This window comes from Pseudomonas sp. BIOMIG1BAC, from assembly GCF_001705995.2.
GTDB lineage: Bacteria > Pseudomonadota > Gammaproteobacteria > Pseudomonadales > Pseudomonadaceae > Aquipseudomonas > Aquipseudomonas sessilinigenes.
Genome location: NZ_CP049045.1, coordinates 6,084,232 through 6,099,116 on the forward strand (window position 1 = coordinate 6,084,232; position 14,885 = coordinate 6,099,116).

Consider the following 14,885-nt stretch of genomic DNA (forward strand, 5'->3'; position numbering starts at 1 on the left):
AGTGACCGCAGGCCAGGGCCAATGAGCCTGGGGGCCGAAGAGTTTGGTTGTCGGCCCTGCCAGGCTCCATCACCGGCTGCACGCCTGGAAACGACCTTTACCTGTACTGAAAGCGCTACAGTGGAACGATTTCGATACAGCCAGAGCCAAGCACCGTCGCCCAAGGCTTTGATACCCAAAGCGTTTTTTCAGGGCTCTCTACTGTAGCGATTTCGCTACAGCGAACAAATCCCCAGATCCTAAAAACATCAATAACCAATTGATTTATAAGAAATAAATCAATATTGGCCACATTCTTGCTATGGACATCGTCATTCGGCTCGGCCTGGCCCGAGCATTCAATCGCGTCCACCAGACGAAATCTGGCCCTAAGGAGTTTCCATGAGCGAGTTGCGTTTCACTGAAGATCACGAATGGCTGCGTACCGAAGCCGATGGCAGCGTCACCGTCGGCATCACGGCTTTCGCCCAGAACGCCTTGGGCGATGTGGTGTTTGTGCAACTGCCTGAACTGCAGGGTTACGAAAAAGGGGCCGAAGCGGCCACCGTGGAATCGGTAAAGGCGGCAAGCGGCGTGTACATGCCCCTGGATGGCGAAGTGGTAGCCACCAACCCGGCCCTGGAAGACAGCCCGGAGCTGGTCAACGAAGACCCGCTGGGCGAAGGCTGGTTCTTCCGCTTCATTCCTGCCGACGCCGCTGCCGTTGGCCAACTGCTGGACCAGGACGCCTACGACCGCCTGATCCAAGCCAACGCCCAGGCCTGAGGAGTCCGCCATGACCGTCAACCTGACCACCACCAACGAATTCATCAGCCGCCACATCGGCCCGCGCCAGGGCGATGAGCAAGCCATGCTCGCCAGCCTGGGCTTCGACTCCCTGGAAGCCCTGAGCGCCAGTGTGATCCCCGAGAGCATCAAGGGCACTAGCGTACTGGAACTGGGCAACGGCCAGAGCGAAGCCCAGGCCCTGGCATCGATCAAGGCCATCGCCGCCAAGAACCAACTGTTCAAGACCTATATCGGCCAGGGCTACTACAACTGCCACACCCCTTCGCCGATCCTGCGCAACCTGTTGGAAAACCCGGCCTGGTACACCGCCTACACCCCGTATCAGCCGGAGATTTCCCAGGGCCGCCTGGAAGCCCTGCTGAACTTCCAGACCTTGATCAGCGACCTCACCGGCCTGCCGATCGCCAACGCCTCCTTGCTCGACGAAGGCACCGCCGCCGCCGAAGCCATGACCTTCTGCAAGCGCCTGAGCAAGAACAAGGGCAGCCATGCCTTCTTCGCTTCCGTGCACTGCCATCCGCAGACCCTCGACGTCCTGCGTACCCGGGCCGAACCGCTGGGCATCAATGTGGTGGTGGGCGATGAACGTCAACTGACCGATGTCAGCCCGTTCTTCGGCGCCCTGCTGCAATACCCAGCCAGCAACGGCGATCTGTTCGACTATCGCGAGCTGACCGAGCGCTTCCATGCTGCCAACGCCCTGGTGGCCGTCGCCGCCGACTTGCTGGCCCTGACCCTGTTGACCCCGCCGGGCGAATTCGGCGCCGACGTGGCCATCGGCAGCGCCCAACGCTTTGGTGTACCGCTGGGTTTCGGCGGCCCGCACGCCGCCTACTTCTCCACCCGCGATGCGTTCAAGCGCGACATGCCCGGCCGCCTGGTCGGCGTCTCGGTGGACCGTTTCGGCAAGCCGGCGCTGCGCCTGGCCATGCAGACTCGCGAGCAGCACATCCGCCGCGAGAAGGCCACCAGCAACATCTGCACCGCCCAGGTACTGCTGGCCAACATCGCTAGCATGTATGCCGTTTACCACGGCCCCAAGGGTCTGGCGCAAATGGCCCAGCGCATCCACCAACTGACGGCGATCCTGGCCCAGGGCCTGGCCGAAATGGGCCTGCCTGTCGAGCAGCAAGGCTTCTTCGACACCCTGAGCCTGCACACCGGTGCCCGCACTGCCGCGCTGCATGAGCAGGCGCGTGCACAGCGCATCAACCTGCGGGTGATCGACGCCGAGCGCCTGGGCCTGTCCCTGGACGAAACCTGCTCCCAGGCCGACGTCGAGACCCTGTGGACACTGCTGGCCGAGGGCAAGTCGGTGCCAGACTTCGCCACCGTGGCCAAGGCCACTTCCAGTCGCATTCCTGCGGCACTGGTGCGCCAGTCGGCGATCCTCAGCCATCCGGTCTTCAATCGCTATCACTCGGAAACCGAGCTGATGCGCTACCTGCGCAAGCTGGCGGACAAGGACCTGGCCCTGGACCGCACCATGATCCCGCTGGGCTCGTGCACCATGAAGCTCAACGCCGCCAGCGAAATGATCCCGATCACCTGGGCCGAGTTCGGCGCCCTGCACCCCTTCGCTCCAACCGCGCAAAGTGCCGGCTACCAGCAACTGACCAGCGAACTGGAAGCGATGCTCTGCGCCGCCACCGGCTATGACGCCGTCTCCCTGCAGCCCAATGCCGGCTCCCAGGGCGAGTACGCCGGCCTGCTGGCGATCCGCGCCTATCACCAGAGCCGTGGCGAAGGTCGTCGCGATATCTGCCTGATCCCGTCTTCGGCCCACGGCACCAACCCGGCCACCGCCAACATGGCCGGCATGCGCGTGGTGGTCACCGCCTGCGACGCCCGTGGCAACGTGGATATCGAAGACCTGCGAGCCAAGGCCATCGAGCACCGCGAGCACCTCGCTGCGCTGATGATCACCTACCCATCGACCCACGGCGTGTTCGAGGAAGGCATCCGCGAGATCTGCGGCATCATTCATGACAACGGCGGCCAGGTGTACATCGACGGCGCCAACATGAACGCCATGGTCGGCCTCTGCGCCCCGGGCAAGTTCGGTGGCGATGTGTCCCACCTGAACCTGCACAAGACCTTCTGCATTCCCCACGGCGGTGGCGGCCCGGGTGTCGGCCCGATCGGCGTCAAGTCGCACCTGGCACCGTTCCTGCCTGGCCATGCGGCCCTGGCCAACAAGCAAGGCGCGGTTTGCGCCGCGCCGTTCGGCAGCGCCAGCATCCTGCCGATCACCTGGATGTACATCAGCATGATGGGCGGTGCCGGCCTCAAGCGTGCCTCGCAGATGGCGATCCTCAATGCCAACTACATCTCCCGTCGCCTGGAAGAGCATTACCCTGTGCTCTACACCGGCAGCAACGGCCTGGTAGCCCACGAATGCATCCTCGACCTGCGCCCATTGAAGGACAGCAGTGGCATCAGCGTCGACGACGTGGCCAAGCGCCTGATCGACTTCGGCTTCCATGCCCCGACCATGTCGTTCCCGGTGGCTGGCACCTTGATGATCGAACCGACCGAAAGTGAATCCAAAGAAGAACTGGACCGCTTCTGCGACGCCATGATCCGTATCCGCGAGGAAATCCGCGCGGTGGAGAACGGCGCCCTGGACAAGGACGACAACCCGCTGAAGAACGCTCCGCACACGGCTGCCGAACTGGTGGGCGAGTGGAGCCATCCGTACAGCCGCGAACAAGCGGTGTATCCGGTGGCTTCGTTGATCGAAGGCAAGTACTGGCCTCCTGTGGGTCGGGTCGACAACGTGTTCGGCGACCGCAACCTGGTGTGCGCCTGCCCGTCGATCGAAAACTACGCTTAAGGCAGCAATAAGCTAATAGCCTCAAGCTGCAAGCAAGAGTCGCCCGACTTCTGACTTGCAGCTTGCGGCTTGTGACTTACCGCTGCCGCTATAACAAGAAACCGGAGAACCCCACATGTCCCTGAGTGTGTTCGACCTGTTCAAGATTGGCATCGGCCCCTCCAGCTCCCACACCGTTGGCCCGATGCGCGCAGCCGCGCGCTTCGTCGAGGGCTTGCGCCGTGAGCAGCTACTGGCCGCCACCACCAGCGTCAAGGTCGAGCTGTACGGCTCGCTGGGCGCCACCGGCAAGGGCCACGGCAGCGACAAGGCCGTGCTGCTGGGCCTGGAAGGCGAACAGCCGGACACCGTGGATACCGAGAATATTGCCGCGCGCCTGCAAGCCATACGTAGCAGCGCCAGCATCAACCTGCTCGGCGAACAGCGCATCGCGTTCAACGAGAAAGAACACCTGGCACTGATCCGCAAGCCCCTGCCCTATCACCCCAACGGCATGATCTTTCGTGCCTTCGATAGCGCCGGCCTGCAGATCCGCAGCCGCGAGTACTACTCCGTGGGTGGTGGTTTCGTCGTCGATGAGGATGCCGCCGGCGCCGACCGCATCGTCGAGGACACCACGCCCCTGACCTTTCCCTTCAAGACCGCCAAGGAGCTGATGCTGCACTGCAGCACCTATGGCCTGTCCATCAGCCAGGTCATGCTGGGCAACGAAAGTGCCTGGCGCCCGGAAGCCCAGACCCGCGAAGGCTTGCTGAAGATCTGGCAAGTCATGCAGGACTGCGTGGACGCCGGTTGCCGCCATGAAGGCGTGCTGCCGGGCGGGCTCAAGGTCAAGCGCCGGGCCCCGGCCCTGTACCGCCAGCTGTGCAAGCACCCGGAAGCGGCCCTGCGCGATGCGCTGTCGGTACTGGACTGGGTCAACCTCTATGCCTTGGCGGTCAACGAGGAAAACGCCAATGGCGGCCGGGTAGTCACCGCGCCCACCAACGGCGCCGCCGGCATCATCCCGGCGGTCCTGCACTACTACATGCGTTTCATCCCCGGGGCCAACGAGGACGGGGTGGTGCGTTTTCTCCTGACCGCCGCCGCCATCGGCATCCTCTACAAGGAAAACGCCTCGATCTCCGGCGCCGAAGTCGGTTGCCAGGGGGAAGTGGGCGTGGCCTGCTCGATGGCCGCCGGCGCCCTGTGCGAGGTACTGGGTGGCAGCGTGCAGCAGGTGGAGAACGCCGCGGAAATCGGCATGGAACACAACCTCGGACTGACTTGCGACCCCATTGGCGGGCTGGTGCAGGTGCCCTGCATCGAACGCAATGCCATGGGCTCGGTGAAAGCCATCAATGCGGTGCGCATGGCCTTGCGCGGAGACGGACAACATTTCGTCTCCCTGGACAAGGTGATCCGCACCATGCGCCAGACGGGCGCCGACATGAAAAGCAAATACAAGGAAACCGCCCGTGGCGGTTTGGCCGTGAACATTATCGAGTGCTGATACCCAAGCCAGGTATCGGCTCATTTTCAGGAGTTGCCCATGTCCACCGAAACACTGTTGAAAACCCCGCTGCACAACCTGCACCTGGAACTGGGGGCGCGCATGGTGCCGTTCGCCGGCTACGACATGCCGGTGCAGTACCCGCTGGGGGTAATGAAGGAACATCAGCACAGCCGTGAGCAAGCCGGGTTGTTCGATGTGTCCCACATGGGCCAGATCCTGTTGCGTGGCGCCAACGCCGCCCAGGCCCTGGAAACCCTGGTGCCGGTAGACATCATCGACCTGCCTGTGGGCATGCAGCGCTATGCCATGTTCACCAATGAGCAAGGCGGCATCCTCGACGACCTGATGGTGGCCAACCTGGGCGACGAGCAGCTGTTCCTGGTGGTCAATGCCGCCTGCAAGGACCAGGACCTGGCCCACCTGCGCCGGCATATCGGCGAGCAATGCGATATTCAGCCGTTGTTCGAAGAGCGCGCCCTGCTGGCCTTGCAAGGCCCGGCGGCGGTCACGGTGCTGGCGCGCCTGGCACCGCAAGTGGCGCAGATGACCTTCATGCAGTTCAAGCCAGTAACGCTACTAGGGGTGGATTGCTTCGTCAGCCGTTCGGGCTACACCGGTGAAGACGGTTTCGAGATTTCGATTCCCGCCGATCAGGCGGAAAAGATCGCCCGCGCCCTGCTGGCCGAACCAGAAGTGGGGCCCATTGGCCTGGGCGCCCGCGACTCCCTGCGCCTGGAAGCCGGCCTGTGCCTCTATGGCCATGACATGAACGAGCAGACCACACCGATCCAGGCCAGCCTGCTCTGGGCCATCTCCAAGGTCCGCCGCGCCGATGGTGCCCGGGCCGGTGGTTTCCCCGGTGCCGAAGTGATCTTCGCCCAGCAACAAGAAGGCGTGGCGCGCAAGCGTGTCGGCCTGCTGCCCCAGGAACGCACACCGGTACGCGAAGGCGCGGAAATCGTCGATGCCGACGGCAACATCATCGGTAGCGTGTGCAGTGGCGGCTTTGGCCCGACCCTGGGTGGACCATTGGCCATGGGTTACCTGGATATCCAGTACACCGCTCTCGATACGCCGGTCGCCGCAATAGTTCGTGGGAAAAAGGTGCCAATGCTTGTAAGCAAAATGCCATTCGTCCCACAACGCTACTACCGTGGCTAAAGGACTGTTTCTATAAGTAACGCGGTTGCGTTAAAAGTGCACTAATCTGTAACGCAACCGCCATAAAACAGTGCATATTTTCGATACTGAAAGTCACTTATAACCCCCGAAAAGAATTGAACAATCCTATCGAATAAGCATCATGCGCTAGTTCTGCCAAACCTCGGCAAGCTGCGTAAAACCGGGGCTTCGCGGGGCTTGTTTTTTCTCCCATAGTTGGCGTAGAGTTTCCCCACTGTGTTTGCATGGGTCGCTTGGAATCGTGACCTGGGCAGTAGCTAACAAGTTTGCTACACCCGTTCGACGTCTCTTACTTTCCTGCAACCCAGCCCAGTACTCTTCCAAAGGAAGAGACTGTCATTAATTTTTTAGCGTCAAAGGAAATAAGAAATGTCCCAACGTCAGAGCGGTACCGTCAAGTGGTTTAACGACGAGAAAGGTTTTGGTTTTATCACTCCAGAGAGCGGTCCGGATCTGTTCGTACACTTCCGCGCCATTCAAGGCAACGGCTTCAAAAGCCTGAAAGAAGGCCAGAAAGTGACCTTCATCGCTGTGCAAGGCCAGAAAGGCATGCAGGCTGACGAAGTACAAGCAGAAGCTTAATCGTCTGTAACGAAAAAGCCCCTGATGCTGACATCAGGGGCTTTTTTGTGCGTGCAATTCCGTAAAATGGCTTCTTTTTTCAGATGAGAGCCTGTCATGTCGAAACATCTGCTAAGCCCCCAAGGCGAATTCCCCGCCGCCGGCCTGGGTCGTCGCCTGGCAGCGATGTTCTATGATTTCCTGCTGTGCGTCGCCTTGTTGATCGTCACGGGCGGCATCTACAAACTGATCCAGATGCAGATCATCGGTGAAGCTCGTATGCGGACCCTGACCGAGTCCGGAGCGCTGGACGGTGATCCTTTGTACTCCACCGTCCTTTTGTTCGTGTTGTTCGGTTTCTTCGCCAAGTTCTGGACTCACACCGGCCAGACCCTGGGCATGCAAGTCTGGGGCATTCGCGTGCAGAACGCCGATGGCAGCCGCATCAACCTGTGGCAAGCGCTGCTGCGCTTCATGGTGTCCATTGCCTCGTGGCTGTGTGCCGGGCTGGGCTTTTTCTGGGTGCTGATAGACAAGCAGAAACGCAGCTGGCACGACATCTACTCCAACACACAGCTGGTGCGTATCCCCAAGCGGAAAAAATGATCTGCCCCATATGAAAACGCCCCGACAGATCGGGGCGTTTTTTTGTCCGTGACAACAACCTTCAGGCGTTGCCAGCCAGCTTCATCCGCGCAGCCTGGGTGAAATCCAGCATGCGCTTGAGTGGGCGAATGGCATTGGGGATCAGCGCCGGGTCCACATGGATCTCGTTGCTGCCCTGTTGCAGGCAATGCAGGGTGCGCTCCAGGGTGTTCATGGCCATCCACGGGCAATGGGCACAACTGCGGCAAGCCGCGCCATTACCGGCAGTAGGTGCCTCGATGAAGACCTTGTCCGGGCACAGCTGCTGCATCTTGTAGAAGATGCCGCGATCGGTTGCGACGATGAAGGTCTTGTTCGGCAGGCGCTGCGCCGCGGCAATCAACTGGCTGGTGGAACCCACCGCATCGGCCAACTCGATCACCGAGCTTGGCGACTCCGGGTGCACCAGGATCGCCGCATCCGGGTACAAGGCCCGCATGTCTTCGAGCTGCTTGGACTTGAACTCTTCATGCACGATGCAGGCACCGTCCCAGAGCAGCATGTCGGCACCGGTCTGGCGCTGGATGTAGGTGCCCAGGTGCTTGTCCGGGCCCCAGATGATCTTCTCGCCGTTGTCCATCAGGCTCTCGACGATCTCCAGGGCGCAGCTGGATGTCACCACCCAGTCGGCCCGGGCCTTCACCGCAGCGGAAGTGTTGGCGTACACCACTACCGTACGCTCGGGATGCTGGTCGCAGAAGGCAGAGAACTCATCCACCGGGCACCCAAGGTCCAGGGAGCAGGTAGCCTCCAGCGTCGGCATCAGCACGCGCTTTTCGGGATTGAGGATCTTCGCCGTCTCGCCCATGAAGCGTACGCCGGCCACCACCACGGTCTTGGCCGGATGGGCATTGCCAAAGCGGGCCATTTCCAGGGAATCGGAAACACAGCCACCGGTCTCTTCGGCCAGGGCCTGGATCACCGGGTCGCAATAGAAGTGGGCAACCAGCACCGCATCTTGAGCCTTGAGCTCAGCCGCGATGGCGGCACGGAAATGAGCCTCTTGCTCAGCACTCAGGGGCACAGGCTGTTTGGCGTCGAGGTGGGCTTGAACCAGAAGGCGTTCGGAAATTTGCGTCATGTTCGCAAGACCTGCAGGCGCTTGGGCGCGAAAGTCGAGTATACCACCGGCTCCGGACCGCTCAGGGCCCCGCCGGGAGAGTGAATTCATCAAGCACGGACAACGTTGGAGCCGCGCAAGGCTACAGAATATCCCGAGTATTCAAAAGCTTATTCTGTCCGCCGGCTGATCTTCACAGCGCATACCGACTGACGGGCAAAACGCTGTTGGCCCGGCTAGCGGCTCGACCGGGCCAACGGCCATTGGCACTCAGTCGGCGCCCACGCTGGACGGCTCCTCCAGCACTCGCTTGGGATGCATGCCATTGACCATGCCCATGAACGGCGCATGGATCGAGTAGCCCAGCAAGCGCTGGATGTGTTCGCTGCACTGGCGCACGGTATCGCGCGGGATCGACAGGCTGAAGTTCTCCTGCTGGCGTGCCCAGGGCTCGCAATACTGTGCAGTCAGGGCCAAGCGCGGTGCCTGGCTGTGATTGGCGCCACCGCCATGCCAAAGCGTGCCGAGAAAGAACACCACCGATCCCTTGGGCATCACCACCGGTTGCGCGCAGGCCCGCTCCGCCTCGGTGGGTAGGCGACCATCCCAGAGATGGCTACCGGGGATGACCAGGGTGGCGCCGTTGTCCGTGGTGAAGTCATCCACCGCCATGACCGTGGCCGCGCCATAAGGTGGCCGCGGACGCGCCACCGGATAGAACGCATCATCGTAATGCAGGCTCTGCGCGGCCTCTCCCGGCAGGATATTGATGGCCTGCAGCTGGGACAGCAGGTAGTTCGGTGCCAGGATCCGATCCAGCAGGCCGAGCACCAGCGGATGCTCCACCAAAGGGTTGCAAGCCAAGGTCTTGGCGATCACCGCGTACAGGCGTTGGGTGCGCATGCCCTCGAAGGCATTGCGTCCGGTGTGATGCGAAAAGAGCCCACCAAGCGCCCTGCGCATCTCATCCACCTGCTGCTCATCGAACAGGCGTTCGAGCACCACGAAGCCATCGCGCTGCAAGCCCCTGGCAAGGTTTTCCAGCAGCGCCGGTGCCACGGCTTCCTGGCTGCCAGCAGTCGATGGATGGGTCCTGGCATAACCGCTGTGCATGTAGTCGTGCTGCTCGGGCAAGGTCTTGTTATTCATTGCTCTGCTCCCGGGTGGTAGGTCGCCTCAATTTGTAGGACCCTGGCGCAACCGCCAATGACGCTTTGCCTCAACTGACATGACCGACTGGATCGTTGCCCCGACCATTCCCGCCCGCTTTGCCCGCGAACTGCTGGCTCAGTTGCGCCTGGATGCAACCACCCACGACGCCCTGCTGCAACGCTGCGGGCTGTCCAGGGAGATGCTGCATGACGGTCATCGCCTGGCCCCCCTCACCTACCGGGCCTTGAGCCGGCTGGCCGTAGGAGCCAGTCACGACGAAGCCTTCGGATTCTTCGCCCGGCCCGTTCCCCTGGGCAGCTTCGCGCAATTGCTGCGACTGCTGGTGCACCTGCCCACCCTGGCCGACGCTCTTGAAGAAGCAGCGCGTTTTTACCAATTGTTCGATGGTGCACGGCCCTGGCAGCTGGAAAAGGACCTCAACAGTGCCCGCCTGGTACTGGTTCCGCGAACGACAGCCCAGGCCGACTCCACGCTCTGGCCCCATATGTTGCTACTGGCGCTCTGGCACAGCGCAAGCTGGCTCACAGGGCAAACCCTGCCGTTGCGCCAGATCGTCCTTCCCGAGCACCTCGCCACGTTCGCCCCGCAATCGCGCTTCCTGTTCGGCCACCAGCCCCGGTGCGGTACCAGGGCCCTGCTGGAACTACCAGTGGCCAGCCTGCGTGCCCCGATCCTGCGGCGCCCCGAGGAAGTGGCCCGTTTCACCCGCCACTTGTTGCCGACCCTGATCGCGCAAGCTCCCGCGCCCCACCTCGAGACGCAGTTGCGCAGCCTGCTGTGCGCGGCCGAGCCCTTCGCCAGCCTGTCCGAGATCGCTGCCGCCCAGGCCCTGGGGCTTTCCCGACAAACCCTGGCACGCAAGCTGGCAAGCCTGGGCACCAGCTTCCTCGGTATCCGCGAAGACCTGCGGCGCGACCTGGCCTGCGCCCAACTGGCACGTGGCTCGATGAGCGTCGCCGACCTGGCACACCTGCTGGGCTACTCCGAACCCAGTGCGTTCCAACGCGCCTTCAAGCAATGGACCGGGCTTGCGCCAGGGGCCTATCGCGGTGGACGGCGGGTGAATAGAACCGACTGACTCTTCCCCTGCGCGAGGTATCGGCAAGCGGTTCTCCATCGACGAGACTCGTGAACCTGGCTACACCACTCTGGTGAGCGATGGTTCTATGGTTCGATCGTTGGTAACCCGGCCTGGGTCCAGGGCGAAATCGCCGGGACCTTTGCTGCGATCAACACCAACGCGCGCATCCACAGGGCCTCCTTGCGGACCACCCTCAACGATCAGTTGGCGATCACTGCCATGGCCTATCGCTTCAGCAGCCAGAGGAGCCGTGAGCACCTGGGGGATGAGTTGGACCTGTACTTCCAGATCACCCCGACTGCCAATGTGCTGGTCATCCCAATCGTCGGTTTGTGGAAGCCACAACAGGGTGCCAAGGCGCTCTACGGAGAAAGCGGCATGCAGACCTTCCTGGGCATGATCGTCTCTTTCGGCTGGTGATGCCCTGGCACGCAGGGGCCCCGTAGCCCCCTCCATGCAGTACCTGATCGACAGGCTCCGGGACCGATGCCAAGCCGTGCGGTATCGGTCCTGGGGCTCTGCTCTCAATAACCCGCCACGTAGTCGGTAATCTCCTGCTGGTACGCCGCCTTCCTGTCGTCCGACAGCCAGCTGGCGTCGAAGGAGTTTCGTGCCAGTTGCACCATCTCGGCAGGAGTCATCGGGTAGTTTTGCGCCAGGGCGAACATATCGTCGGACACATAGCTCTGGAAGTACGCCGGGTCATCGGAGTTGACCGTGACCTTCACCCCGGCCCGCAGCAATTGCAGGATCTCGTTGCCCTTCATGTCACCGACAAAGCCGTTGGATACCGGGCAGCAAGTCAGGCCGATGCCCCGGTCGCGCACATAGGCCACCAGCTCCGGGTCCTCGACGATGTTGGTACCGTGATCCAGGCGATCGACCTGGATGTCCAGCAAGGCCTGGCGAATGTTGCCGATGGAGTTGTGCTGGTCGATGTCGCAATGCATGGTCAGGTGCAAACCCGCCTGCCTGGCCTTGTGGAACACCTCGCGGAACTTGCCCGGCGGGTTGCCGTTCTCGTCGGAATCCAGGCCGACCCCGAGGATCTTGTCCCGGTGCGCCAGGGCCTGCTCCAAGGTGTCGGCGGCCGACTGTGCGGACATGTCCCGCAAAAAGCACATGACCAGGGCGGTTTCCACGCCAAGGGCACCGCTCTCGCGGACTGCCCAGTGATAGCCGTTGATGACGGTTTCGAAAGCGACGCCGCGGCTGGTGTGGGCCTGGGGATCGAAGAACAACTCGACGTAGCGAATATTGTGCTCCCGGGCCTTGTGCAGATAGGCCATGGCCAGTTGATAGAAGTCCTCCTCCCTCTGCAGGACATTCATCGCCGGGTAATACACCTGCAGGAATGACGACAGCGAATCGAACTGATAGCTGCGCTTGACCTCCTCGATGGTGGCTTGGCCGATATCGACCCGGTTCCTCTCTGCCAGGGCCAGCTTCAGCTCAGGCTCCAGCGTGCCCTCCAGGTGCAGGTGCAATTCGGCCTTCGGCAGGCCCTTGATGAAATCGTGGGTAAGGGTGGTTGGCAACATCGGATCAGGCTCCTGTTTTTATTATGACGTCGGGTTCATTGCGTTGAGTGGTGCCCTGGTCACCCGTGGCGGCTATCGGCCGGTCGACCAACAGGAAATAGGCCAGGGCCGACAGGCAGGCCACGCCCGCCGCCAACACGAAGGCCAGGGCAATGGAGTGGGTACGGTCGATGATCCAGCCGCTCACCACCGGGGCGAACGAGCCGCCGAAAAAGCCGATGAAATTCTGGATGCTGCCCAGCGACGCCACGAGCTGGCGCGGCGCCGCCACGCTCACCAGGCCCCAGGCCGAACCACCCGCCAGGTTGACGAAGAACATCGCCACAGACAGGTAGGCGATGCAGGCAACGATGCTGTCGACGAACACCGAAGGCACGCTGAACAACGCGCCGCCCAACAAGCCGGCGATCAATGGCAGCTTCCTGCTGGCGATGGGACGGATACCGGCTGCGATCAAGCGATCGGCCACCCAGCCGCTGCTGAACATGCCCAGTGTCGCGAACAGGTAGGGAATGGTCAGCACCCAGCCGGTGCCTTCCACGCTCAATTGGCGCTCTCCGGCCAGGTACCCGGGCAACCACGCCAGGGTCAGTAGCACCATGTACATCACGCCGACGAACCCCAGGGCGATGCCCCAGGTGGTGCGATGCAGGAACAAGCCCTTCCAGTCGGCGAAGCTGGCCTTGGGCGCCGCTACCTCGGTGTCGTCCTGGAAGTAGGCCTGGTCCTCGGGTGCGAGCCGCACCTCGTTGCGATCGCGATAAACCACCAGCCAGACCACCGCCAGCAAGCCGCCCACCACGCCCATGATGACGAACATGCCGCGCCAGCCGAAGGTGACCATCAAGCTGGTCAGCAACGGTGGCGCAATCATCGAGCCAATGGTGGTGGAAGCCAGGAACACGCCAGTAGGCAGGCCACGCTCGCTCACCCGGAACCAGTCGCTGATCACCTTGACCCCGCCGGTGTACTGCGGCGACTCGCCGATACCGAGGCAGACTCGCGCCGCCAGCAATTGCAACATCGAGGTGGTCAGGCCACAGACCGCCTGTGCAACCGACCAGGCCGCCAGGGCCCAGCCAAGGACCAGCCGAGCCCCTTTGCGATCCACCAGGGCACCGGTGGGCAGTTGCGCAAAGGCATAGGCCCAGGAGAACGCCGAGAAGATCCAGCCCATCTGCGTGGCGCTCAGGGCCAAGTCGCGGCTGAGCAGATGGTTGGCGATCGCCACGGTGCTTCTGTCGAAGTAGTTGATGATGCCCATCAGCATCAACAGCACCACGGCGGTCCATTGCGAGCGACGCAGGCTCAGGGTGTTCATAGGACTCATCACGGTAGCCTCGGGAATCGGACCAGGTTGGCCTACGCGGCCTGTTCATCGATGTAGGGCGGTTTGATCAGGGGCCAGGCCTGCAGCATGAGTCGGTCGATCTCCCGGGAAAACGTCTCGCGCAGCGCCCGCTTGTCGCCCTCGTCCAACCAACAGGCATCGACCCCGGCCAGCGCCAGCTCACGGGCCTGGTGGATGCCCCAGCCACAGTGATGGAACAACTTGGCCCAGGAGTGCTCCAGGTCGGTGTGATGCAGGTAGGGATCGTCGGTGCCGATGTTCAGGCGCAAGCCGGCATCGTGCATCAGCTTGATCGCGTCCATCCGGTTGCCCAGGTTGCTCTTCTTGGCGGTGCAAACGGTGACGTCGAAGGCGATGCCCTGCTCGCGCGCCGCGATGACCGCCTGCGGATCGGCCAGCAGGTTGTAGCCATGGTCGACGCGGTCGCAAGCCAGGTCCTCGATACAGATCCGCAAGTGAGCGGGCGGAGCCAGGGCCAGTGGCTGGTTATCCTCGCAGACATGGGCGGTGCGTCGCAGCCCGTGGCGCGCGGCCAACCGATAAGCCTCGACGAAGCGCAGGGGCGGGCCCTTGCCTTCGGCGAAGTCCATGCCGATGCCGGCCACGGCATCACGTCGATGCAACAGCACTTCCTCGACCATGGCCCGTGCCACCTCTGCCGGGCGCTCGCGGTCGATACAGGGTATCAACAGGCTGGAGATGGCGAAGTCGCGTCGGGCCGCGGCCATGCCGTCGAGCAGGCCATCCACCACCGTGGGGTAGCGCACCTGGTTGTCGAAGAACACCGTGGGATTGAACGACAGCTCCAGGTGCCGGCAATTACCCTTGCGCCAGGCATCCTCCAGCAGCTCGTAGGCCACCCGGGAGAAATCTTCCCGATCCACCAGGCACAGGCCCGCCAGGCGCAGGACCTCCAGGAAGCCAGGAAAGTCGCGGTACTCATAGACCTCCCGGGCGCCCGCTTCCGGCAGCGCCAGGCCATGCTTGTGGGCAAGGGCCACGAGGGTTGTCGGGCGGATGGCGCCCAGCAGGTGGATATGCAGGTCGGTCTTGGGAAGACGACGCAGGAAGTCACTCAAGACAGGGTCTTGAATCATGGACGAGCGCTCCTCTGATTATTGTTCTACGGTCATCCAGCCCATCCTTGCGGCTTACCAGCTCGGCAACCGGT

General features: G+C 62.4%; 14 protein-coding genes. 8 read left to right on the plus strand and 6 right to left on the minus strand.

Annotated features, from left to right (window positions below; genetic code table 11):
• Positions 1-115: 115 nt before the first annotated feature.
• Positions 116-352, minus strand: coding sequence for a hypothetical protein (locus ATY02_RS28115; protein ID WP_141698308.1), 237 nt, complete (start codon positions 350-352; stop codon positions 116-118).
• Between the two features lie 29 nt (positions 353-381).
• On the opposite strand from ATY02_RS28115, the gene gcvH reads away from it, so the two are divergent.
• The 6 genes from gcvH (at position 382) to ATY02_RS28145 (ending at position 7,469) form a co-directional block, all read left to right on the plus strand.
• Positions 382-765, plus strand: coding sequence for a glycine cleavage system protein GcvH (gcvH, locus tag ATY02_RS28120; RefSeq protein WP_068579169.1), 384 nt, complete (start codon positions 382-384; stop codon positions 763-765).
• Positions 766-775: 10 nt separating this feature from the next.
• On the plus strand, positions 776-3,625 hold the full coding sequence (gcvP, locus tag ATY02_RS28125; RefSeq protein ID WP_068579166.1) for an aminomethyl-transferring glycine dehydrogenase: 2,850 nt from the start codon (positions 776-778) through the stop codon (positions 3,623-3,625).
• 115 nt (positions 3,626-3,740) lie between these two features.
• Positions 3,741-5,117: an L-serine ammonia-lyase gene (locus tag ATY02_RS28130; RefSeq protein ID WP_068579164.1), complete on the plus strand. Its 1,377-nt coding sequence runs from the start codon at positions 3,741-3,743 to the stop codon at positions 5,115-5,117.
• Between the two features lie 39 nt (positions 5,118-5,156).
• Positions 5,157-6,281: a glycine cleavage system aminomethyltransferase GcvT gene (gene gcvT, locus ATY02_RS28135; protein WP_068579161.1), complete on the plus strand. Its 1,125-nt coding sequence runs from the start codon at positions 5,157-5,159 to the stop codon at positions 6,279-6,281.
• 390 nt (positions 6,282-6,671) lie between these two features.
• A complete protein-coding gene (locus ATY02_RS28140; protein ID WP_007977299.1) occupies positions 6,672-6,884 on the plus strand; it encodes a cold-shock protein in 213 nt (70 codons plus the stop codon).
• Positions 6,885-6,980: 96 nt separating this feature from the next.
• The gene (locus tag ATY02_RS28145; protein ID WP_068579159.1) at positions 6,981-7,469 is read left to right on the plus strand and encodes an RDD family protein; all 489 of its coding nucleotides are present in this window, start codon (positions 6,981-6,983) and stop codon (positions 7,467-7,469) included.
• Between the two features lie 61 nt (positions 7,470-7,530).
• Here ATY02_RS28145 and nadA read toward each other — a convergent pair whose 3' ends face one another.
• Both nadA and ATY02_RS28155 read right to left on the minus strand, forming a co-directional pair.
• Entirely contained in the window at positions 7,531-8,589 is a 1,059-nt protein-coding gene (gene nadA, locus ATY02_RS28150; protein ID WP_068579158.1) for a quinolinate synthase NadA, read from the minus strand.
• Positions 8,590-8,838: 249 nt separating this feature from the next.
• Entirely contained in the window at positions 8,839-9,717 is an 879-nt protein-coding gene (locus tag ATY02_RS28155) for a phytanoyl-CoA dioxygenase family protein (RefSeq protein ID WP_068579157.1), read from the minus strand.
• Positions 9,718-9,796: 79 nt separating this feature from the next.
• On the opposite strand from ATY02_RS28155, the gene ATY02_RS28160 reads away from it, so the two are divergent.
• On the plus strand, positions 9,797-10,819 hold the full coding sequence (locus ATY02_RS28160; RefSeq protein ID WP_068579155.1) for a helix-turn-helix transcriptional regulator: 1,023 nt from the start codon (positions 9,797-9,799) through the stop codon (positions 10,817-10,819).
• 183 nt (positions 10,820-11,002) lie between these two features.
• A complete protein-coding gene (locus tag ATY02_RS28165) occupies positions 11,003-11,242 on the plus strand; it encodes a hypothetical protein (protein WP_068579153.1) in 240 nt (79 codons plus the stop codon).
• Positions 11,243-11,346: 104 nt separating this feature from the next.
• On the opposite strand, the gene add is transcribed toward ATY02_RS28165, so the two are convergent.
• Genes add through ATY02_RS28180 form a run of 3 tightly spaced genes read right to left on the minus strand, consistent with a single transcriptional unit; the run spans position 11,347 to position 14,811 of the window.
• Positions 11,347-12,363, minus strand: a complete 1,017-nt coding sequence (gene add, locus ATY02_RS28170) for an adenosine deaminase (protein ID WP_068579151.1) — start codon at positions 12,361-12,363, stop codon at positions 11,347-11,349.
• A 4-nt stretch (positions 12,364-12,367) separates the two neighbouring features.
• Entirely contained in the window at positions 12,368-13,693 is a 1,326-nt protein-coding gene (locus ATY02_RS28175) for an MFS transporter (RefSeq protein ID WP_068579149.1), read from the minus strand.
• Between the two features lie 32 nt (positions 13,694-13,725).
• A complete protein-coding gene (locus ATY02_RS28180) occupies positions 13,726-14,811 on the minus strand; it encodes an adenosine deaminase family protein (RefSeq protein WP_068579147.1) in 1,086 nt (361 codons plus the stop codon).
• Positions 14,812-14,885: the final 74 nt, after the last annotated feature.

Excerpts from the sequence above, each read along its gene's own strand:
- ATY02_RS28155 (WP_068579157.1), bottom strand. The coding sequence starts at position 9,717 with ATGAATAACAAGACCTTGCCCGAGCAGCACGACTACATGCACAGCGGT.
- add (WP_068579151.1), bottom strand. The coding sequence starts at position 12,363 with ATGTTGCCAACCACCCTTACCCACGATTTCATCAAGGGCCTGCCGAAG.
- ATY02_RS28175 (WP_068579149.1), bottom strand. The coding sequence starts at position 13,693 with ATGAGTCCTATGAACACCCTGAGCCTGCGTCGCTCGCAATGGACCGCC.
- ATY02_RS28130 (WP_068579164.1), top strand. The coding sequence starts at position 3,741 with ATGTCCCTGAGTGTGTTCGACCTGTTCAAGATTGGCATCGGCCCCTCC.
- gcvP (WP_068579166.1), top strand. The coding sequence starts at position 776 with ATGACCGTCAACCTGACCACCACCAACGAATTCATCAGCCGCCACATC.
- ATY02_RS28180 (WP_068579147.1), bottom strand. The coding sequence starts at position 14,811 with ATGATTCAAGACCCTGTCTTGAGTGACTTCCTGCGTCGTCTTCCCAAG.
- ATY02_RS28140 (WP_007977299.1), top strand. The coding sequence starts at position 6,672 with ATGTCCCAACGTCAGAGCGGTACCGTCAAGTGGTTTAACGACGAGAAA.
- gcvH (WP_068579169.1), top strand. The coding sequence starts at position 382 with ATGAGCGAGTTGCGTTTCACTGAAGATCACGAATGGCTGCGTACCGAA.
- ATY02_RS28145 (WP_068579159.1), top strand. The coding sequence starts at position 6,981 with ATGTCGAAACATCTGCTAAGCCCCCAAGGCGAATTCCCCGCCGCCGGC.
- nadA (WP_068579158.1), bottom strand. The coding sequence starts at position 8,589 with ATGACGCAAATTTCCGAACGCCTTCTGGTTCAAGCCCACCTCGACGCC.
- gcvT (WP_068579161.1), top strand. The coding sequence starts at position 5,157 with ATGTCCACCGAAACACTGTTGAAAACCCCGCTGCACAACCTGCACCTG.
- ATY02_RS28160 (WP_068579155.1), top strand. The coding sequence starts at position 9,797 with ATGACCGACTGGATCGTTGCCCCGACCATTCCCGCCCGCTTTGCCCGC.